This window comes from Pseudahrensia aquimaris, from assembly GCF_042676045.1.
Classification (GTDB): domain Bacteria; phylum Pseudomonadota; class Alphaproteobacteria; order Rhizobiales; family Rhizobiaceae; genus Pseudahrensia; species Pseudahrensia aquimaris.
The window spans coordinates 1-18629 of sequence record NZ_JBHTJV010000024.1 but is presented as its reverse complement, the minus strand read 5'-3'; the positions used below and the strand labels follow the sequence as shown (position 1 = coordinate 18629).

Here is an 18629-nt window from a genome sequence, read left to right as displayed (position 1 = left end):
GCTGGACAGACCATCAACGAACACGCGGTCGTAGCCTTCCTCGGACAGTTCAACCACAACATCGCCTGCGTCTTCGACATGGTATTGATCGTTACCAGAGCCGCCGATGAGTTTGTCTCGTCCTGCCCCGCCATCGAGCATATCATTGCCGTCAAATCCGTAGACATAATCATTGCCTGCAAGCGCAGAGAAGCTGTCGTTTGCGCTGTCTCCAACCAATCGGTCATCGTCGGGGGTTGCAATGGAACTGATGTTCGACGTCACCCGCAACTCATAAGCACCAGGGTCGATTCCGTTTTCAAATTCCACGAAATAATCGCCGGTGCGTGATGCTTTATGAGCAAAAGCGTTGGCAATTCCCTGTTCGAAATCTAACTCACCGCTTCTCTTTATGAAGGCGCCACTCGCGTCCCGCAGTGACATGAAGGAGCCAAATTCAATACTGAAGTCGCCCGTTGAGGCGGTGAAAGTGTAAGAAACGCCTTCAAGCATCGAAATCTTGAACCAATCGCTGTCGAGAACCGCTTGGATGACGCCCGTAGCGGAAGCACTTTCCGATAGGGTACCCGTAGTTTCGATTGAATCATCGAAATCATCAAATTTCGACATGCCAATCACTTTAACCTCAACCTCGTAGTCACCGGTTTGACCGCTATTAGATAAAACCGACACTGTAGGCATATCGAAGAAGGAGCCGGAATAGCGAAAACTCGAAAGAGCCCCGTTATCGGGCGCTTCATCAACGGCATATGGGGTGCCGAAAAAATCGACCAGCGTTATGCTCGCGTCGCCCAAGGCTCCGAACGATCCGTCACGAGCGAACACCGAAATTTCATACTCTTTGAATTCACTAGCGAAGACGGCAATCCAATCTTCATCGCCCACGGTCTCAAGACTGCCTGCCTGTCGCCGCCCCGGGCTGACGCTTCCACGTGTGAATCCATCAGCTGAGAAGTCATCTGGCACCAGTATTTCTGCGCTTAGCGCATATGCGCCGGTGCTTGATCCGTCGCTTCGGACCTCTAAAAAAATATTTCTGTCGATGTCGCTGGAATAGTCGAGTACAGTTTCGCCGCCCGATCCAAAAGCAACTTCACTGCTGCCGATCAAATTTCCGTTTGAATCGCGCAGTCTTATCACAGGGTCAGAAAACTGCGCGCTTTGGGCTGTATCGAGCGTGAACCGATAGTTGTTGTAGCTTTCAACCTGAAAGAAAACCCAATCAGCATCTCCCACCACATCAATCTCACCTGTGGTGGCAGAAGCAACATCCAATGACCCGCTCGTGTTAATACCGGCCAGGTAGTCATCATCAAAATCGGCGTTGTCACTCCGGCCGTAAATTTCCCGCACGGCAGTTCGATCAGCAGCGGTCAGGTTTGTGAGAAGTGATTCCACGGTGCCGTACATAACGGTGTTCGGGTCTAACGAGTGAAGCAAACCAATTGAGTGGCCAATTTCGTGCAGAATGACGGAGTAGAACGTGTCGTAGTCCCAGTCCTCGTCCTTATCCATGACGATATCACCGGCATAAGCGGGCATTTCCGCACCCGTGTTTCCAGCTACTGGAAAAAAGGCCTGTCCGTAAACGCTGGGCCAGAGGTACGATGTTTCGCCATCTATATAGGCGGTAACAATTCGGATATCGGCGCTTTGACCTCTTCCGATGCTTCCGCCGCCGTCTTCCACCTGCTGGAACCGAATGTTTGCAACAGATTCCCATTGGTCGAAGGCGTCTTGGATTATGCCCTCATAGTCGAACGAAACTACTGAGTCGAAGCTGACAGTTCTTCCATTGAAGAAATTTTCGGGCGTGCCATAGTCTGATAAGCCGGCATCGGGCAGGCTCCATGTTACGACCCCACCTGACGTTCCCAAGGCACGGTCAGGCCCCCATTTACCCCCAGCATATAAGGCGCCTGAAGCTGAGCCACCCTCACCGTCTGCGTGTCCGATGTGGTCGTGATCCATTGAATGGTCATGATGCATTGATTGCCGCGCCTAATGCCTGCGATCCGTCTTGTTGCCGGATTGTTGCACGATCTCCGTGCACGAATTTCCGCTTCCCGATCTTCGCGTTAGTTACAAAAGGCGAGAAATCTTGTCCACATCATGATGATAGATAAATCATTTCAAAATACTGTTTTGGCGAGCTTGATTATTGGTATGGTTGATTGAATATTTCGATTTCCAATTCAGTTTGGATGCATATTCGAAACAATTATCTGATTTTATTGAGAAGCATTTCAGGCTTCCCACATCCTCAGTAGCACCAAAGACAGCTACAATGAACGACCTGTCAGAGACAGTCTGTTTTCTAGCGTTCTGCGCACTGATCGGGCAGCAACGCTAGGCCATATTTCGTTGATGGATTGCTGCCAACGCTTGCCTCCATGAACCAGCTTAACGTTTGTAAATCGACACATCACATCTCGTGAAGATGGTGCCGCAGCGCGACGACCAAAGAAGCTACAATCGCTGTAGGAAGCTGCGAGATGGTTTAGGAACGGCAGCGATTTGGCTTTTTCTTGCGGTGTCGTTGTTAACTGGGCCTTCAATTGCGCTGTCCCATCAAATGGAAATGCACCGGGTGCGTTTTGGTAGAATGCGTTGCCAAAAAAGCAAACGGGTTTGCCCAAAACCATTGCCAGAATGCCAACGCCGGAAGAAAACGTGACCACGGCATCACAGGTCCGTAGAGCATTGATGATGTCTGTTCTGGCAAGCGATTGCGCGCCCGCAATACGCGTATCGGGCTCTCTCGGATGGGGTTTGAAATAGAACTCGAACTGCGAACTATGCGCACTGATGAACGCTTCTACTGTGCGCAGGAAAGCTGGATAATCTGCCGAGGGAGTGCGCTGAAATTGCACTGCCGTGTCACTTGAATCCTGCAAAGCAAAAAGCACTTTGAATGCTCCGCTCGAAGACAGATTAACCGGCCCATTTTTCTGTGGTTCAAGAGCAGGCCGTCCAAGATAGCGGGTCTGCAATTCTTCCAGCGATGACGCATCGTCCGGTCCGCTGGTTATCGCGTTGCTCTGATATGTGTCGCTGTCCGCCAGGAATCCATCTTCATCAAGAAAGACCGTGCCTGGCAGTGCGCCGCGTTCGATGATGAGACGGGGGAAGCCGCTGTCACGTGCTTGTCTGTAGAGCGCTTTTGCGTCCAGGGCAGAATAGGGATTTCCGAAAACAATTCGGTCGAAGCCAGCGTTCTTTACGGTTTCAAGTTTTATCGAAGCCAAGTCTGTTGGTCGTAGATATTGAGTGTGCGAAAACAAGGCGTGGACCGGGCTGGCATCTGTGAACAGATTTCGCTGAACGAACAGTGCGCGTTCGTTTGCAAAGGGCGATGATTGGATTTTGCGGGCCATCAAACTTTCTTGCCCGATAGCGCTCGCATCGTATCTTCAATAGAGCAGGCTTTTCCCGTCATCGGATCGAAATACCGCGGATAGCTGATGTAGGCGGCGTGGAATACATCAATCAGAGATCGTGTCACTCCACGTCGCTCAAATTGAAGGTGATCTACGGTAAGCCCCCATCCGGCATAAAAGGGCGCTCCATAACAGTGCACTTCCAGCCCGTGCATTAGAGCCTCAAAGCCGCCCAGAGATGAGATCGTGTAAACCACAGGGCGCTGTTTGAAGATTTCCGTGATGCCGATGTCGGTCGGCACAATGTTTTCAGGTGGCAAAAGCGATGCCGGATGTGAGAGGGCAGGCCGCGCTCCGGCCGCAACATCGGGATGAGCGCGATACATTACACGCTTTGCGGGATAGTCCTGCAGCGCGTGCTCGACAAGCTGCTGGTTGGTTTGCAAGCCATCTGGATTGGATAGGATTGAGGCATCGTCTTCTACTTGGCCGAGCACCAAAATCGCTCCTTCAGGCAATGAATAGCCGGTGCCTTTGCCACCGTATTTTGTTAGCCCCGTTTCGGCCAATGCGGCCATAACCCGGGAAGCCCTGGCCTGTTCGGCCTGAGAGCCTGTTGGATTGTTGCGGATCAATGTCTCAAGGTCGCTTGGACGCGTGCCGTCGAAGTGCAGGCCCGTTTCGTCAATGCAAAATGAGTGGGGCAATGCACCTGAGACTGCAAGTCCCCGCGATCGCAGAAATCCGTCCTCAAAACGAATGGCAGCGGAAAGGCGACCTTTTACGCAGTCGCTGTATTGAGCATCTCGTTTAGACCAGACGAACAGCTCTCTTTGCTCGACGCTGGGCGTGCATAGCCAAGAAAGCACGGTATTGAACTGGGTTGTGGTAACCCCGTCTGGTACAAAAAGAAAATGATGATCAGGGTATAAGGCGCGAAGGATCGGTCGCTTCTGATAGTCAAAACCGAGGGCTACTGTGTAGGTATTGTCATCCAAAGCGCGTGACGGTGCACCTGAAGCAAAAACCTGACGCGTCTTTCGATCGCGCCAGCGTTCAAGAAGCATTGATACGGGCTTGGGTTCGCGGGCGATGCGCAACAGCGTGCTGGCTGGTGACGGCTTAGGCATTTTTTGCGCATCGGTGGTCATCTTGGGCCGCGTCCCTCTCGGTAACAGCCCAAGATGAAGCAAGTCAGGCGCGCTTGTCCATTGTGAGGATTTCTTCAACGGTCAAGAAGTGGTCGTTCGTTCCCGAATTGTATTCAAAGCCCGCTTCCACCGGCTTCCCCTGTTCGCCCAAGGCATTCACCGAGAAGTCGTTTTGGGTGTTTGTGAATCGGATTGTTGGGCCAAGCACAAAATGGTCTTCAAATTCCAACGTCAGATGGCTGTCATCAGCGGGACACATGATCTCGTGCAATTTTTCGCCGGGGCGAATGCCGATGATGTCAGCTTTGCGTGTTCCGCTATAGGCTTCCACCAGATCCATGATCTGAACAGAAGGAATTTTAGGAACAAAGATTTCGCCGCCATACATCCGCTCGAAATTTTTCAAAACGAAATCGACGCCTTCCTGCAAAGTGATCCAGAACCGCGTCATGCGCTCATCCGTGACGGGGAGCGGAACCTGACCTTCGTCGATCAATTTTTTGAAGAACGGAACAACCGATCCCCGCGAGCCGACAACATTGCCGTAGCGTACTACCGAAAATCTTGGTCCGTCGGACCCAACCATATTGTTTGCAGCAACAAACAGTTTGTCCGAAGCGAGTTTTGACGCGCCATACAAGTTGATGGGATTAGCTGCCTTGTCGGTGGACAAAGCCATTACCCGCGTCACATCGTTGTTGATGGCAGCCGTAATAACGTTCTGGGCGCCGTCAATGTTGGTTTTGATGCACTCCATCGGATTGTATTCTGCAACGGGCACATGTTTCAAAGCGGCGGCGTGAATAACGTAGTCAACGCCTTTCATCGCCTGGTCAAGGCGCTCTGCATCCCGCACATCACCGATGAAATAGCGCATTTCGGGTTGCGTGAACGTTTGCGCCATTTCGTATTGCTTCAACTCGTCACGGGAAAAAATGATAATCTTTTCCGGCTTGTAACGGCTGAGCAGGGTTTCGGTATATTTCTTACCGAATGATCCGGTGCCGCCAGTGATCAGAATTGTTTTTCCGTCGAACATTCAAGTCCCCCATCAATGCGGTTTGCGCAAGTTTGACAGCACGCAACCGCCAGAATCGATGTTTTCGTGTTTCGAGTAGTCGTTTCGATGGGTGCAATATGCAATTGAGTGTCTATAGGCAAGTCGGTGGCGGCCATTTCGCCCCTAATTCATATTGTTAGCCGTCGCAGTGTGACAAATGTCACAGAAGCCTCAAGCAAACGCCCGGTTAGCCAGATCGGGCTTTTATTGGTTCGCCAAACTGTCTAATAAGGCGCCTAAATATTGGATTACAGAGCCCCCTCAATGTCGATGTTCATTCCCTATGGCCGCCAAGAGATTTTGCAGGAAGACATCGACGCGGTTGTCGCTGTTCTCCAATCAGATTTTTTGACGCAAGGCCCAGCTGTCACCCGGTTTGAAAAACTGATCGCCGAGGCAACCAAAGCCCGCCATGCAATTGCGATGAATTCGGCAACTTCAGCCTTGCACGCGGCTTGTGCGGCCTTGGGAGTTTCTCAAGGCGACTTGGTTTGGACATCGCCGATCTCGTTTGTAGCATCTTCCAACTGCGCTCTTTATTGCGGAGCGGAAGTGGATTTTGTTGATATTGATCCGGCTACGTTCAATATGTGTCCCAAGGCATTGGCGGCCAAACTAGAAGAGGCAAAAGCAGCCGGCCGTCTGCCCAAGGTGGTGATACCGGTCCATCTTTGCGGTCAGCCTTGCGATATGGCTGCGATCGGGGAGCTTGCCAAGAAATACGGATTCAAGGTCATTGAAGATGCAAGTCACGCCATCGGCGGACGCTATCGTGATGAGCCTGTTGGCGCATGTGCCCACAGCGACATCGCTGTGTTCTCATTCCACCCGGTGAAGATTGTTACCACAGCGGAAGGCGGTTGCGCGACCACACAAGACGACGAACTGGCCGCTGCGCTAGAGCGCTTTCGCACTCACGGCATCACACGCGATCCGAATTTGATGGAGAACGCGAGCGACGGTCCTTGGTATTACGAGCAAATTGACTTGGGCTACAATTATCGGATGACCGATCTGCAAGCCGCTTTAGGGTGCTCCCAAATGCAAAGGCTTGATGGCATGGTCGCACGCCGTCACGAATTGGCAGAGCGGTACGACACGTTGCTTGCAGACCTGCCGCTTGATCTGCCATTCCGCCACAGCGATGGCTATTCTGGCTTTCATCTTTATGTGGTCCAGTTGAAACTCAATGAAATCGAGAAGAGCCATTTGGAAGTCTTTGAACAATGGCGCGCCGCTGGCTTGGGCGTGAACCTTCACTATATTCCGATCTATCGCCAGCCGCATTACGCGAAAATGGGCTTTGACAAAGCAGGGTTCCCCAATGCGGAAGACTACTATTCTCGCTCCATCAGCATTCCGCTTTACCACGGCATGAGCGATGCCCAGCAGGAAGTCGTGGTCGACACTCTGCACGAGACCCTAAGATGAAGCTGGCCATTATTCCCGCAAGGGGAGGGTCCAAACGCATCCCGCGCAAGAATCTGAAAGACTTCCACGGTCGGCCTATTATTGGCTATTCAATCGATGCTGCGCTTGCAGCGCAAAACATCGACAGAGTTATCGTTTCAACTGACGATCAGGAGATCGCAGAGGTTGCCAAGCGGTTGGGGGCCGAAGTTCCGTTCATCAGGCCCGATCATTTGTCAGATGATCATGCAACGACGATGGACGTGCTCCACCATGCCGTCGAGTGGGCGCGTGCTGAAGGCGATTTGCAGGCATTGTGTTGTCTATATGCCACCGCGCCGATGGTCAGCGCAGCGGATCTTGATGCGGCGTTTGAGCTGTTTGAGGTCGACGACTGCGAATACGCATTTTCTGCCACGGAATACGCTTTCCCCATTCAGCGTGCCTTTCATCTGCAAGGTGAAGCGGTGACGATGTTTGAGCCTGAGCATCTTTCCACCCGCTCTCAAGACCTTACACCAGCTTATCACGACGCGGGGCAGTTCTACTGGTGCAAGCCGCAGGCAATTGCAGAACGGAAGCCAATATTTGCACCGCATTCGCGCGCCTATCTGATGGACCGCAAACGGGTTCAGGATATCGATACGCCCGAAGACTGGGAGTTTGCTGAAGCTCTTCACGCCCTCGCCAACGAGCCGAAGCAGTGATTGTCCGGCCTTGGGTTGCCATCCGCGCCGATGGAACACATTTGACGGGCTCCGGACACATTATGCGCTGTCGTACCATAGCGCTGGCCTTGAAACGCCGTTCAGTCGATTGTTGTTTCATTACCCGCAACCTCGATCCTGCTCTGGCAGATCTTCTGCGCCGCGACGTTATCGAGGTGCTGAAACTGCCCACCGATGGGCCGGTGCCCGACGACTCGCAAGGCGATTATGGAAAATGGCTGGGCACAACGATGGCCCACGATGCTGCAGAAACAACGCAAGCATTGGAAACCCACATTGAGAAACGGGGCACAAAGCCGCTCACCGTTCTTGTCGATCACTACGGCTTGGATCGTGAGTGGGAACAAGCCGTCAACTCTGCAACTCGTCTTCGCATAGGTGCATTCGACGATTTGAATCGGCCGCACGAAAGCGCCTTCGTCGTTGATCCAACGTTTGGCAAAACCACAGACGCATACGCTCATCAAACAAATGATGATTGTGAGTTGATGATTGGCACCAATTATGCCGTCTTGCGCCCGGATTTTGCGAGAGAACGTGCTGCACTTTCCAACGAGTCCCATCCGAGCGAGCAACTCGTGCGCGATTTGCTGATTTCGATGGGTGGCGTGGACGAACGCAACTTAACTCAGTGGGTTTTGGAAGCGCTGTTGGCGCACTTACCCGATAAAGCGATGCGGTTTCATGCATTGGTAGGTGGCTCTTACCGCCACCGCGAGAAGCTCGAAGAATTTGCAAACCGGTCGAACGGGCTCATCCAGGTTCATTCCGGCATTGACGATATGGCTGCTTTCTTGACCCGTTTTGACCTTTGTATTGGTGCGGCGGGTTCGTCTACATGGGAGCGCTGCTGTGTTGGTTTGCCAACGCTGACGGTTGTGCAGGCGGACAATCAACGCCAGATAGCGGCCAATTTGAGCCAAGCTGGAACCACGGCCTTCGGGGGAGACTTTGTCAATGAGGCTCAGATGCCAGAGCCACGAGAGTGGGTCCATGAAACTGTCTTGCCGCTGATTGAAGATGCTTCAAAGCGGAATGCGATGGCGAAAGCGGCTCGAGAGCTTGTTGATGGGCATGGATTGGCTCGAGTGCTACGCGCTCTGATTGCTGAAGGATTGGCAGATCAAGAGGTTGCCATCCGCGCCGCCGTAGAAGGCGACATCGGTCTCATCCATGAATGGCAGTGTTTTCCTGACACCCGTGCCCATGCTGTGAACTCCAAAGTACCCACGTTAAGCGGTCACACGCAGTATATGCGGACTAAAATTGCCGATGAAAATTCGCATTATATGATAGTGGAGCGCACCGGCGTGCCAGTGGGTGTTGTTCGTCTTGACCCTGTAAGCGATGAACCCATGCCGGGAAGCGTTGAGCCTTCCGCTCAGAACGTGGGCCTGGTTTCAATTTTCACAGCGCCCGAACATTATCGAACAGGGGTTGGCTTGATAGCCTTGAAGATGCTTCAGCAGCACTTCCCGAAGCACGTTCAAATAGCACAAGTTTTAAAGGACAATGGGGCTTCGCATCGGCTGTTCACAAAAGCGGGGTTTGTCGGCTACACAGACGAATATTATTTCTGGCAGGCCAAACCGCCAAGCCACGCATGACGGGAAATCATCATGAAGGATACAATCACAGTCGGCGACCGCAAGATCGGCCCTGGCCACGAGCCTTTCATTATCGCAGAAATGTCGGGCAACCATAACGGCTCTAAGGAGCGCGCGCTGGAAATTGTTCGTGAAGCGGCCCGTACCGGCGCTGATTGTCTGAAATTCCAGACATACACGGCAGACACGCTAACGCTTGATTGTCGCAAAGAAGACTTTGTCATCAACGACCCCAAGAGCCTTTGGGACGGGCGACAGCTGCATGAATTATATGGCGAGGCCTACACTCCTTGGGAATGGCACGAAGAACTGTTTAAGGCTGCCAACGATCTGGGTGTCATAGCGTTTTCAACGCCCTTTGATGAGTCTGCCGTCGATTTTCTCGATGACTTAGGCGTGCCTATGTTCAAGGTCGCGTCGTTTGAGGTGAATCACCTGCCGCTGATTAAGAAAATTGCCCAAACCGGCAAGCCGATGATTGTCTCTACCGGTATGGCCAGCGCAGACGAAATCGAGATGGCCATCCGCACGGCAAGAGACGCTGGTTGCGACGATATTATCATTTTGAAATGCACCAGCCAGTATCCCGCCAACGCCTCGGATGCGAATTTGAAAACCATTGAAGATATGCGCCAGCGCTTTGATGTGCAGGTTGGATTGTCCGACCACACGCTTGGCACAGGCGTGGCCGTTGCCAGCATTGTTCATGGTGCGACTGTTGTAGAGAAGCACTTCACGCTCAACCGCGCGGACGGCGGTGTGGATTCTGATTTTTCACTGGAACCTTGGGAAATGAAACTGCTGAAGGAAGAAACCAGCCGCGCATGGCATTCCTTGGGTGAGGTTCATTACTCAGGCACGCAAAACGAACAGAAATCGAAGCAATTCCGTCAATCAATCTATCCTTCGCGTGATATTGCAAAAGGTGAGCTTTTCAGCCGTGATAACCTGAAGATATGCCGCCCCGGTCTTAGCCTGGAGCCGCGATACCTTGAGCAATTGATTGGCAAAACAGCTGGTCGAGACATCGAATTTGGCGAAAGGCTATCCCTCGATGATGCTGGTTAAACTCAAGCGAGCGGCTTAACGGTTCAAGTCTGTTTTCGTGCGCTTGTGTGACTAAAGTCACTGTTCGGATGTTGTTAGTATTTCAAGTTATAAATTCACGTGAGCCCAGTTCATAGAATTGGAGCCGCACGCCTTTGCGCGTCTCAACGTCTATCGGAAATACCTGATGGGCGCTCCCGGTCGACAACATTGAAAGCGAATGCCCCATGACGGTTCTCACAGTAACAACAGCTGCTGATACTGGCGCAGGCAGTTTGCGCGATGCGCTTGCGATTGCTGCTGGAGACCCAAGCGTTGATCGCATTGTATTTGACATTTCGCTGATGGATGAGTTCATCGAACTGAACTCCCAACTCAACGTTCAGTCTTCGGTTATCATTGACGGAGACATAAATGGGGATGGAGTGGCGGACATAACTCTGTCAGGCGCTCAAACCAACCGAATAATGTCCGCAACAACGAGTGGCACCCAAGTCACGCTCAATGGTTTGTATTTTCTTGACGGAGCATCCTCTTTTCAAGGTGGTGCCGTGCTCGCTGATAGCATCGACCGGTTAACTGTTACCAACTCCACTTTCATCAATAACACGTCTAGCAGCGCAGGCGGCGCGATTGCCGCTTTATCGTCCGATCTAACCATCGCCGGATCGTATTTTAGCGCCAACGACGCGGCATCGGGCGGCGCGGTTCACGTCATTGATGGGCACCTTGATTTGATCAATGCGACGGTATTTGCGAATGCGTCAAACTCGGGCGAGGGTGCAATTGACCTGTCGACCTTGGCCACTGCGTCCATTCATTCCTCGACCATCGCTGACAACACAGGCAGCGGGCTTGTTGTGGAAAGTGGAGGGTCAACCTCTGCCGAAATCTTCAATACCGTTTTTGCCCGCAACAGCGATAGCGGCAGCGCCCCTTATGCCGATGTTGTTGGAACGGTTGATACAGCCGGTTCTAGCTATTTCACCTCGTCGGTAAGCATCACAAGCGATCAAGGCGGGATTACCCAGAACGGAACAAACAGTGGCCTGGATACTGCAATCACGGTGACGGACGGTGGTCGCAGCTATCTGGCTTTCAGCCCAACAAGCGATCTTGAAGGCGCGGGCAATGCCAACTTGCTTCCGCTAGACGCGCTTGATCTTGATGGCGATGGCAACACCACTGAGCAACTCTCCGTTGACGCAATTGGCATTAATCGGGTTTCTAATGGGCTGGACATTGGCGCGTATCAAAGCCGCGATTTCCTTACCGTCGACAGCTTGGATGATACCGATGACTTCGATTACTCGGCCGGCAATCTGTCACTTCGTGAGGCGCTAAACCTTATTGAAACAGGCGGCACAATCAATTTCGATGCTTCTCTTGCAGGCCAAACGATTACCCTGGCAGGCAATGCGCTGGAGCCGGGCAAATCTGTCACGATTGATGGCGATATCGATGGCGATGAACGCGCAGACATCACCCTTTCCGGCAGCAACACAAGTCGCATCTTCGACGTGCAGACGAATGGTGTCGCGCTGACGCTTCGATCGTTGAACATAGAAGACGGTTACGGCGCTCAGTTCGGCGGGGCAATCCGCATGTCGGTTCTGGCGTCCAATCTGTCTTTGAATGTTTTCGGAACAACATTTGAAAACAACGAATCTGTTGGTGGCGGTGGTGCCATTTCTTCACGCAGCGGAACCGTGTTTGTCGATAAATCTTTATTCTTGGACAATATGGCCACTGGAAATGGTGGCGCGATTTCCGTGTTCAACGATGCATCTTTGGAAGTCCAGCAATCGACATTTAGCGGCAATTCCACCATTGGCGTTGGTGGAGCGATCCAGTTTTTCCGCAGCTCAAGCGACTCCTCCGCATTGGAATTGTATTCCAATACATTCGTTGGCAACTCGGCCGCTATCAACAGCGCCATAACAGATGCGGGGGCCGCAGTTTCGATAGCGGCCAGCTCTGGCAACCGCACAGTTTCGAATAATGCGTTTGTCGACAACGTATCTGGAACCTCCGCAACGCCGGATTCTATCTCGGGGTCGCCCAGCTTTGCCCGGGGCAATTACACCGACAACGACGAGTCGCCTCTGTTCTCTTCTACAAATAACTATGTCGGATCCAACGCGCTCTTTGGTGCACTGGCGGACAATGGCGGTCCGGTGGACACTTATCTTCAGCAAGCAGGCAGTGAATTGATTAATGCCGCGTTTGGGCTCTCTTTTAGCACTCCCACAGATGCCAATGGCAACGATAGATTCGTCGGGCAACGTGCCGATATCGGGGCATCGGAATTTCAAATGGTCGTCAACACGACGGTCGATGGGGCGGTATCCGGCTCACTTGCTGTCGACAGCATAGATGGCGGCGGTCTTTCTTTGCGCGAGGCGCTGTTCCACTCTGGCTTAGACCCTATTACTTTCGATCAATCCCTGATTGGGGAAACGTTTTTTCTATCGTTGGGCCGCATAGACGCTTCGTCGCTCAACTTGGATGGCGATATCAATGGTGATGGCATTGGGGACATCACGATCGACGCTGGCAACGCTTCCGGCATCTTCGGCATCTCCAACAGCGCCACACTGTCCAATCTGACACTGCAAAACGGCAGTGCAGCATCCGGCGGTGCGCTGATGAAGACGACAGCCACCGGTAGTGGAGCATTCACTTTCGATAACGTTGCCTTTCTCGACAACGAAGCTACAACGCAAAGCGGTGGCGCGGTGTTTATCGAAAGCGCTGGTTCTACGGTCACCGTTACCAATTCTGTGTTTGAAGGTAACGGTTCCGCTCTAGGCGGGTCAGCGATACAAGTTGAAGGCGGTTCGCTCACGGTTGAGGACTCTGTGATTGCCAACCAATTGCTGGGTAACGCGGCAGTTGAAGACGCAGCAATATCCTCAAATCAAGCTGATCTCATTTTGCGAGGCAATCTTTTTGCTGCCAATGGGTCAAAGGCTGTCCATGCTACTGGGGGTGATGTTGATGTTTACGAAAGTGACTTTTTAGGAAATTTTGGCGTTTCTGTCAGTCAACGCGCAGGCTCCCTTAAGATTGTATCTTCGGTTTTTGAAAACAATCATGATTCATCAGTCAGTGCGTTTAGCAATGGCTCAGTCGACATCTACAATTCTTTGTTCGCGAACAATGATATCAGCGACGACTACGTCCTTCGATTCAGTAATAGCGGTGCTTCTCGTCCCGAAATTTCCATCGTGAACACCACTGTCTCAGGCAACACCACGGGCTCTGCATCAACCACAATCAGGGCATTCGGATCTGATCTGAATTTTTACAATTCAACAATCACTGGGAATGTCAGCTCAAATGTTAGTCTTGGGTTCACGGCTGTTCTCCTCAATACAGCAGGCGCCACCAACGGTAGTCTCAATTTCTACAACACCGTTGTTGAGGGCAATACAAGCGCGGGCGGTGTCGGTGACAACATTCGAGTTAGTGGAGGTGCCGGAACCTTCACCACATCGGCAACGAACAGCTATTTCGGCGGCAGCTTTTCGCCGCAAACCGATGGCGGGGGCAACACGTTCAATGGGCCAGACGCCATGCTGGGCGAGCTGTTGTTCAACGATGGCCCCATACGCACGCATTCGCCTCTGGATGGTAGCCCCTTGCTGGAAGCGGGCGATGCCACCAACCTGCCAAGAGACGAATTTGATTTCGATGACGATGGCAACGTAACGGAAGACATTCCCCTTGATGGCCGCTTCCTGAACCGTGTTGAAGGCGTGATTGATATTGGCGCTGTCGAAAAGATTGAAGACGAGACCATTCTTGGCACCGAAGGAGATAACGTAATCTACGGCGGCGCGGGCAGCGACACCCTGCGTGGTCTGGCAGGTCAAGACGATCTCGACGGTGGCTCTGGCGCTGACGTTATGGAGGGCGGTGCAGGAAACGACGAATACTGGATCGACACCACGTCAGATACGGTGGTCGAACTCGCCGGAGAAGGGTACGACCGCATCTACGCGGACGGTATCGCCACATATTTTATACCTGACGAAGTCGAACGCCTAACATTCCTCGACCCGATCAACCATGTCGCCCGTGGCAATGCGGGTAACAATCGCCTTGAAGGCAATGCAGGCAATGATCGCTTCATTGTTGATGAGGGCGGTGCGGACATTTTCTCTGGTGGCAATGGTCAAGACCTGTTTGATGCGCGCACGTCTTCCGAAGGCATGCGTCTGTATCTGAACAATCCCTCCATCCACGGTGGCGTTGTCGAAGGCGACATTTTTGCTTCAATTGAGGTGTTCGCTGGCTCAAACACAGCGCGCGATATTATGAGAGCAGGCGATGGCCGCGCACGTTTCCAAGGCGGAGGCGGGGATGATGCACTTTATGGAGGAAATCAGCACGATTACCTGCGCGGGGATGCAGGGAACGACGATCTGCGCGGTGGCAATCTGCGAGACACCTTGATCGGGGGTATCGGCAATGATGATCTGCGCGGCGGCAAGGATCGTGACAACTTCCGTTTTATTGAATCCAACTTTGGTCAAGACACAATCCATGACTATCAAGATGGTCTAGACTACCTGCGTTTCTTTTCTGCCGTCGCCACGTCAATGTCCGATTTCACCATTTCCAACAATGGCACTTCCCTAGTGCGTGTTACATTGAATTCAGACACAAACAATTTCATTGATATCCATGGCAATGCCGGTACCGATGTCACCCTTTCCGTAAACGATTTCCAGTTTTATTGATCTTTTTCGGCTATCCACAGACGTGACGTCTTCAAATGGTTAATGGCGGTCAATACCAAAGATTTTGTCATGAAAACAATGAGCAACGAATCAGATCAGCTACGCGATTTTTCCCGTTGGTTAATTTTTTGCTAATTTTTGCCCGAAAGGGTTTGACGTTCGCCAGTTATATTGCTTCCTTGTTGCGGGGTTACCGGCCTTTAGGCCGTATTTTTGGGAAGTAACGGTGGGCACAGGGCACCGTCAGAGGGCATAGCGGCGTTCATCAAATTTGTGTTGATTTCTGTTTTCGTAACCGCAGATCTATCGTGCGGGTTATTGAGTCTCTGACTGCGACCTACGTCCACCAAACATTGGTGGATTGTATAAAATGGCTGACTCAAACATCACTTCCGGCATCGACAACATCGATGGCGTAGAAGGCGAAAACAACACCGTTCGTGGTGGAGCGGAATTCCTTACAAGCGATGACACTGTCGAAGGTTCGACACTCGCTGGAGATGTGGACTCGCTCCGCCTGGATGAGGCAGGTACGGTCGATTCAAGCGATCTTACCAATGTTCGCCACTTCGAGCGGCTTTATCTCGAAGTAGGGGGGATCAGCTTTACGCTGACCAACGCCTTTGTAGCTTCTGCAGATTCCAACGTATTTTTCATCTTCGGCAGTAGCGGTGATGACACGATCGATGCTTCCGCAGTTACCGCAGCCGCCCCACAAGTCCGCGTAATTTTGGGCCTTGGTTCCGACAGCTATATCGGCTCAGACAACGACGAATTGTTCATTTTCTCAAGCGGCCAACTCGACGGCGACACAATCAGTGCCGGTGGTGGCATCGACGTTATGGATCTCGCGGCAGGTACAGCCATTTCTGCCACCGATCTCGCAAACGTCACAGGTATCGAGAAAGTTGTTTTCCGGGGCGACGGGTCAGTCACCGTTGTCGACAACTTCATCACTGGCGGACGAGTCGATTTCCTCGTCTCAGGTGCTGCTTCCACCACAAACCAGACTATTGATGCCAGTGGCGTAACCACGGCTGCCGTGGGCGCAAAAGGCCTGATCTATCAAACCAGCGGCGGAACAGACACAATCCTCGGCAGCGAAGGTCGGGACAACGTCTACTTTGACGTTGGAAAGGGCGAGTTGGATGCAACCGACACAGTCGACACAGGCGACGGTTTCGATACTTTCACGCTTACCAACACAAGCGGCGGAGCAGCAACGGTGGCTGCCTCCGCATTTACCGGCGTTTCCAATCTTGAATACGTGGCCCTTGTTTCTCAAGACGCGATCACAGTCGAACTGACCGACATTAGCAGCGATGGCGTCATCCGCGTTGTGGCGAAGAACGGCGATCACACGATCGATACTCAAGCCGTGACCGCAACCACGGTGTTTACCGCTGGCGACGGCGATCAGACACTTATTGGCGGCGCTGGCCGGGACAACTTGCAAATTGCGGCAGATCAGCTCGACGGTTCGGACACGTTTGATGGCGGCGACGGCTTCGATTCTCTGACATTCTTTGCAAGTGGCACAGTCGATGCCGCGGATTTTGCCAATGTCACAAATTTCGAACAAATCATCCTGCGTAAAGGCGGCACGGTCGAAATCGCTGATAGTGTTGCAAACGGGAGCACATTCCGCGTTATCAACAGCAGCAGTGTTGATATTGTAGACGCCTCTGCAGAAACCAGCGCCAAGTTCTTTTTCCGCCTGATCGGCACCGACGATGAAATGATCGGTGGTGCTGCGGACGACCGTTTTGAAGTGTCCGAGACTGATTTTGCGTCGATTGATGGTGGCGATGGTGGCTTGAACCGCATCTACACCAATTCCGGCGTAACAGCCCTAGATCTGACTGATCCGGCATTGGTTTCCAACATTGCAAACATCCAAGTCGTCGAGCTGGGTGGCGACGATGCTACGCTGAGCATTGATGCGGCTGGAGTAACCGCCATTAGCGGAACCGCCAATGCCCTTTATGTGCTCGGGAACGTCAATGATTCCGTGATCGTTTCAGACCAGTGGACCGAAGTCGGTCCCCACTCCAACGCCTTTGTGTCACGCACGGAGTCGTTCACTGAATACACGCACAGTTCTGGTGCAACGCTATATATCGCAGACAACGCCGCTACCACGATTGAGATCGTTGCGGCTCCAACTGACCTGGCCTTGGATGTTTCTTCGGTTGATGAAAATGCGGACGGAGCGATCATTGGCAATCTGACGGTTGTGGATTCCAACACGAACGAAACCTTCACATTCGCCACAGACGATTCACGCTTTGAGGTCGTTGACAACGGGCTAGGCGGTTTTGCTCTCAAACTCGTCAGTGGCGTGACGCTGGACCGTGAAACGGAAGCCAGCGCAGATGTTGAGGTCACCGTGACCGATTCCGAGGGCATGACGTATAGCGAGACGTTCACCATTGACGTCAACGACTTGGATGACAATCCGGCCACAGACCCTGTTGATACTGACTTGGTGCAGCCGGATGCGGTCGCTGAAAATGCGGCGGTTGGCACATATACTGGACTATTGGTCTCCTCAACCGACGCTGATGCCACCGCAGGCGCTCTGACATATCAGATAACGGGCGGTACGGGTTTGGGCCTGTTCTCGGTCGATGCTGGCGGTTTGGTGCGTGTTGACGGTTCGATCGATTACGAAACCGCAGCAAGCTATACGCTGGAAATTACCGCAACTCCTGCAAGCGGTTCGCCTAGCCAGGTTTCCACATTCACAATTGCTGTGACGGATGTGAATGAGTTCACCGTTACGCCGGTCATTGACAGCGATACAGCGTCCAACACTGTTGCCGAGAATTCTGCTGTTGGAACCGCTGTTGGGATTACCGCATCTGCATCGGATGCCGACGGCACCAACAACACTGTAAGCTACGCCATCGTCGGCGGCACAGGCGCAGCTTTCTTCGCAATCGACCCAACCTCCGGTGTTGTCACCGTCGCAGGCGCAATCGACCGTGAAGTGGATGGCAACAGCCTCTATATTGATGTGGAAGCCACGTCTGCGGATGGCTCGACGTCGGTTAAGACGTTCACCATCAATGTTGTTGACGAGAACGACACGGCGCCGGTGTTCACCAGCCCTAACACGGCCGATGTTGATGAGAACACGACAGCCGTGGCGACTTTGACGGCCACGGATGCTGATACAGTTGGCGGGCCTGCTAGCTTTGCGATCACGGCTGGTGCCGGCGATGGCGCTTTATTCAAGATCGTGAACGGGAACGAGCTTGAGTTCATCGACGCGCCTGACTTTGAGGTGCCGGATGATGACGACACCAATGGTGTCTACGAGGTTACGGTTGAGGCCAACGATGGCGCGAACACTTCGAGCCAGACGATCACTGTGACAGTCACGGACGCCAACGAGGCGCCGACTGCGGTTGCTTTGGACAATTCTGTGACGACGGTTGCCGAGAACACGGTGATTGGTTCCGGCATCAAGGTTGCCGATATCACGATCACAGA

At 52.6% G+C, this 18629-nt stretch carries 10 protein-coding genes; 6 read left to right on the top strand and 4 right to left on the bottom strand.

All coding sequences use genetic code 11. The annotated features are described in order from the left end of the window. From ACFQ14_RS14465 to pseB, 4 genes are all read right to left on the bottom strand, one after another. The coding region (locus ACFQ14_RS14465) for a matrixin family metalloprotease (RefSeq protein WP_377213465.1) at window positions 1–1971 on the bottom strand (1971 nt) is incomplete at its 3' end. 311 nt (window positions 1972–2282) lie between these two features. Further along, window positions 2283–3377, bottom strand: coding sequence for a capsular polysaccharide export protein, LipB/KpsS family (locus tag ACFQ14_RS14460; RefSeq protein WP_377213464.1), 1095 nt, complete (start codon window positions 3375–3377; stop codon window positions 2283–2285). Continuing rightward, complete coding sequence (locus tag ACFQ14_RS14455; RefSeq protein WP_377213463.1) at window positions 3377–4510, bottom strand: capsular polysaccharide export protein, LipB/KpsS family; 1134 nt, start codon at window positions 4508–4510, stop codon at window positions 3377–3379. Before ACFQ14_RS14455 ends, ACFQ14_RS14460 begins: the two co-directional genes overlap by 1 nt. Window positions 4511–4574: 64 nt before the next feature. After that, entirely contained in the window at window positions 4575–5570 is a 996-nt protein-coding gene (gene pseB, locus ACFQ14_RS14450) for a UDP-N-acetylglucosamine 4,6-dehydratase (inverting) (protein WP_377213462.1), read from the bottom strand. A gap of 285 nt (window positions 5571–5855) precedes the next feature. Here pseB and pseC point away from each other — a divergent pair, with 285 nt between their 5' ends. The 6 genes from pseC to ACFQ14_RS14420 all read left to right on the top strand — a co-directional run. Beyond that, window positions 5856–7022, top strand: a complete 1167-nt coding sequence (gene pseC, locus ACFQ14_RS14445) for a UDP-4-amino-4,6-dideoxy-N-acetyl-beta-L-altrosamine transaminase (protein ID WP_377213461.1) — start codon at window positions 5856–5858, stop codon at window positions 7020–7022. Further along, window positions 7019–7708 (top strand): pseudaminic acid cytidylyltransferase, encoded by a 690-nt coding sequence (gene pseF / locus ACFQ14_RS14440; RefSeq protein WP_377213460.1) that lies wholly within the window; start codon window positions 7019–7021, stop codon window positions 7706–7708. The genes pseC and pseF overlap by 4 nt, the downstream gene beginning before the upstream one ends. Beyond that, window positions 7705–9336 (top strand): UDP-2,4-diacetamido-2,4,6-trideoxy-beta-L-altropyranose hydrolase, encoded by a 1632-nt coding sequence (gene pseG, locus ACFQ14_RS14435; protein WP_377213459.1) that lies wholly within the window; start codon window positions 7705–7707, stop codon window positions 9334–9336. Before pseF ends, pseG begins: the two co-directional genes overlap by 4 nt. Window positions 9337–9348: 12 nt before the next feature. Next, the gene (gene pseI, locus ACFQ14_RS14430; protein ID WP_377213458.1) at window positions 9349–10404 is read left to right on the top strand and encodes a pseudaminic acid synthase; all 1056 of its coding nucleotides are present in this window, start codon (window positions 9349–9351) and stop codon (window positions 10402–10404) included. 206 nt (window positions 10405–10610) lie between these two features. Continuing rightward, window positions 10611–15131: a beta strand repeat-containing protein gene (locus tag ACFQ14_RS14425; RefSeq protein ID WP_377213457.1), complete on the top strand. Its 4521-nt coding sequence runs from the start codon at window positions 10611–10613 to the stop codon at window positions 15129–15131. Window positions 15132–15501: 370 nt separating this feature from the next. Then, a partial coding sequence (locus tag ACFQ14_RS14420; protein ID WP_377213456.1) for a beta strand repeat-containing protein occupies window positions 15502–18629 on the top strand: 3128 nt, incomplete at its 3' end.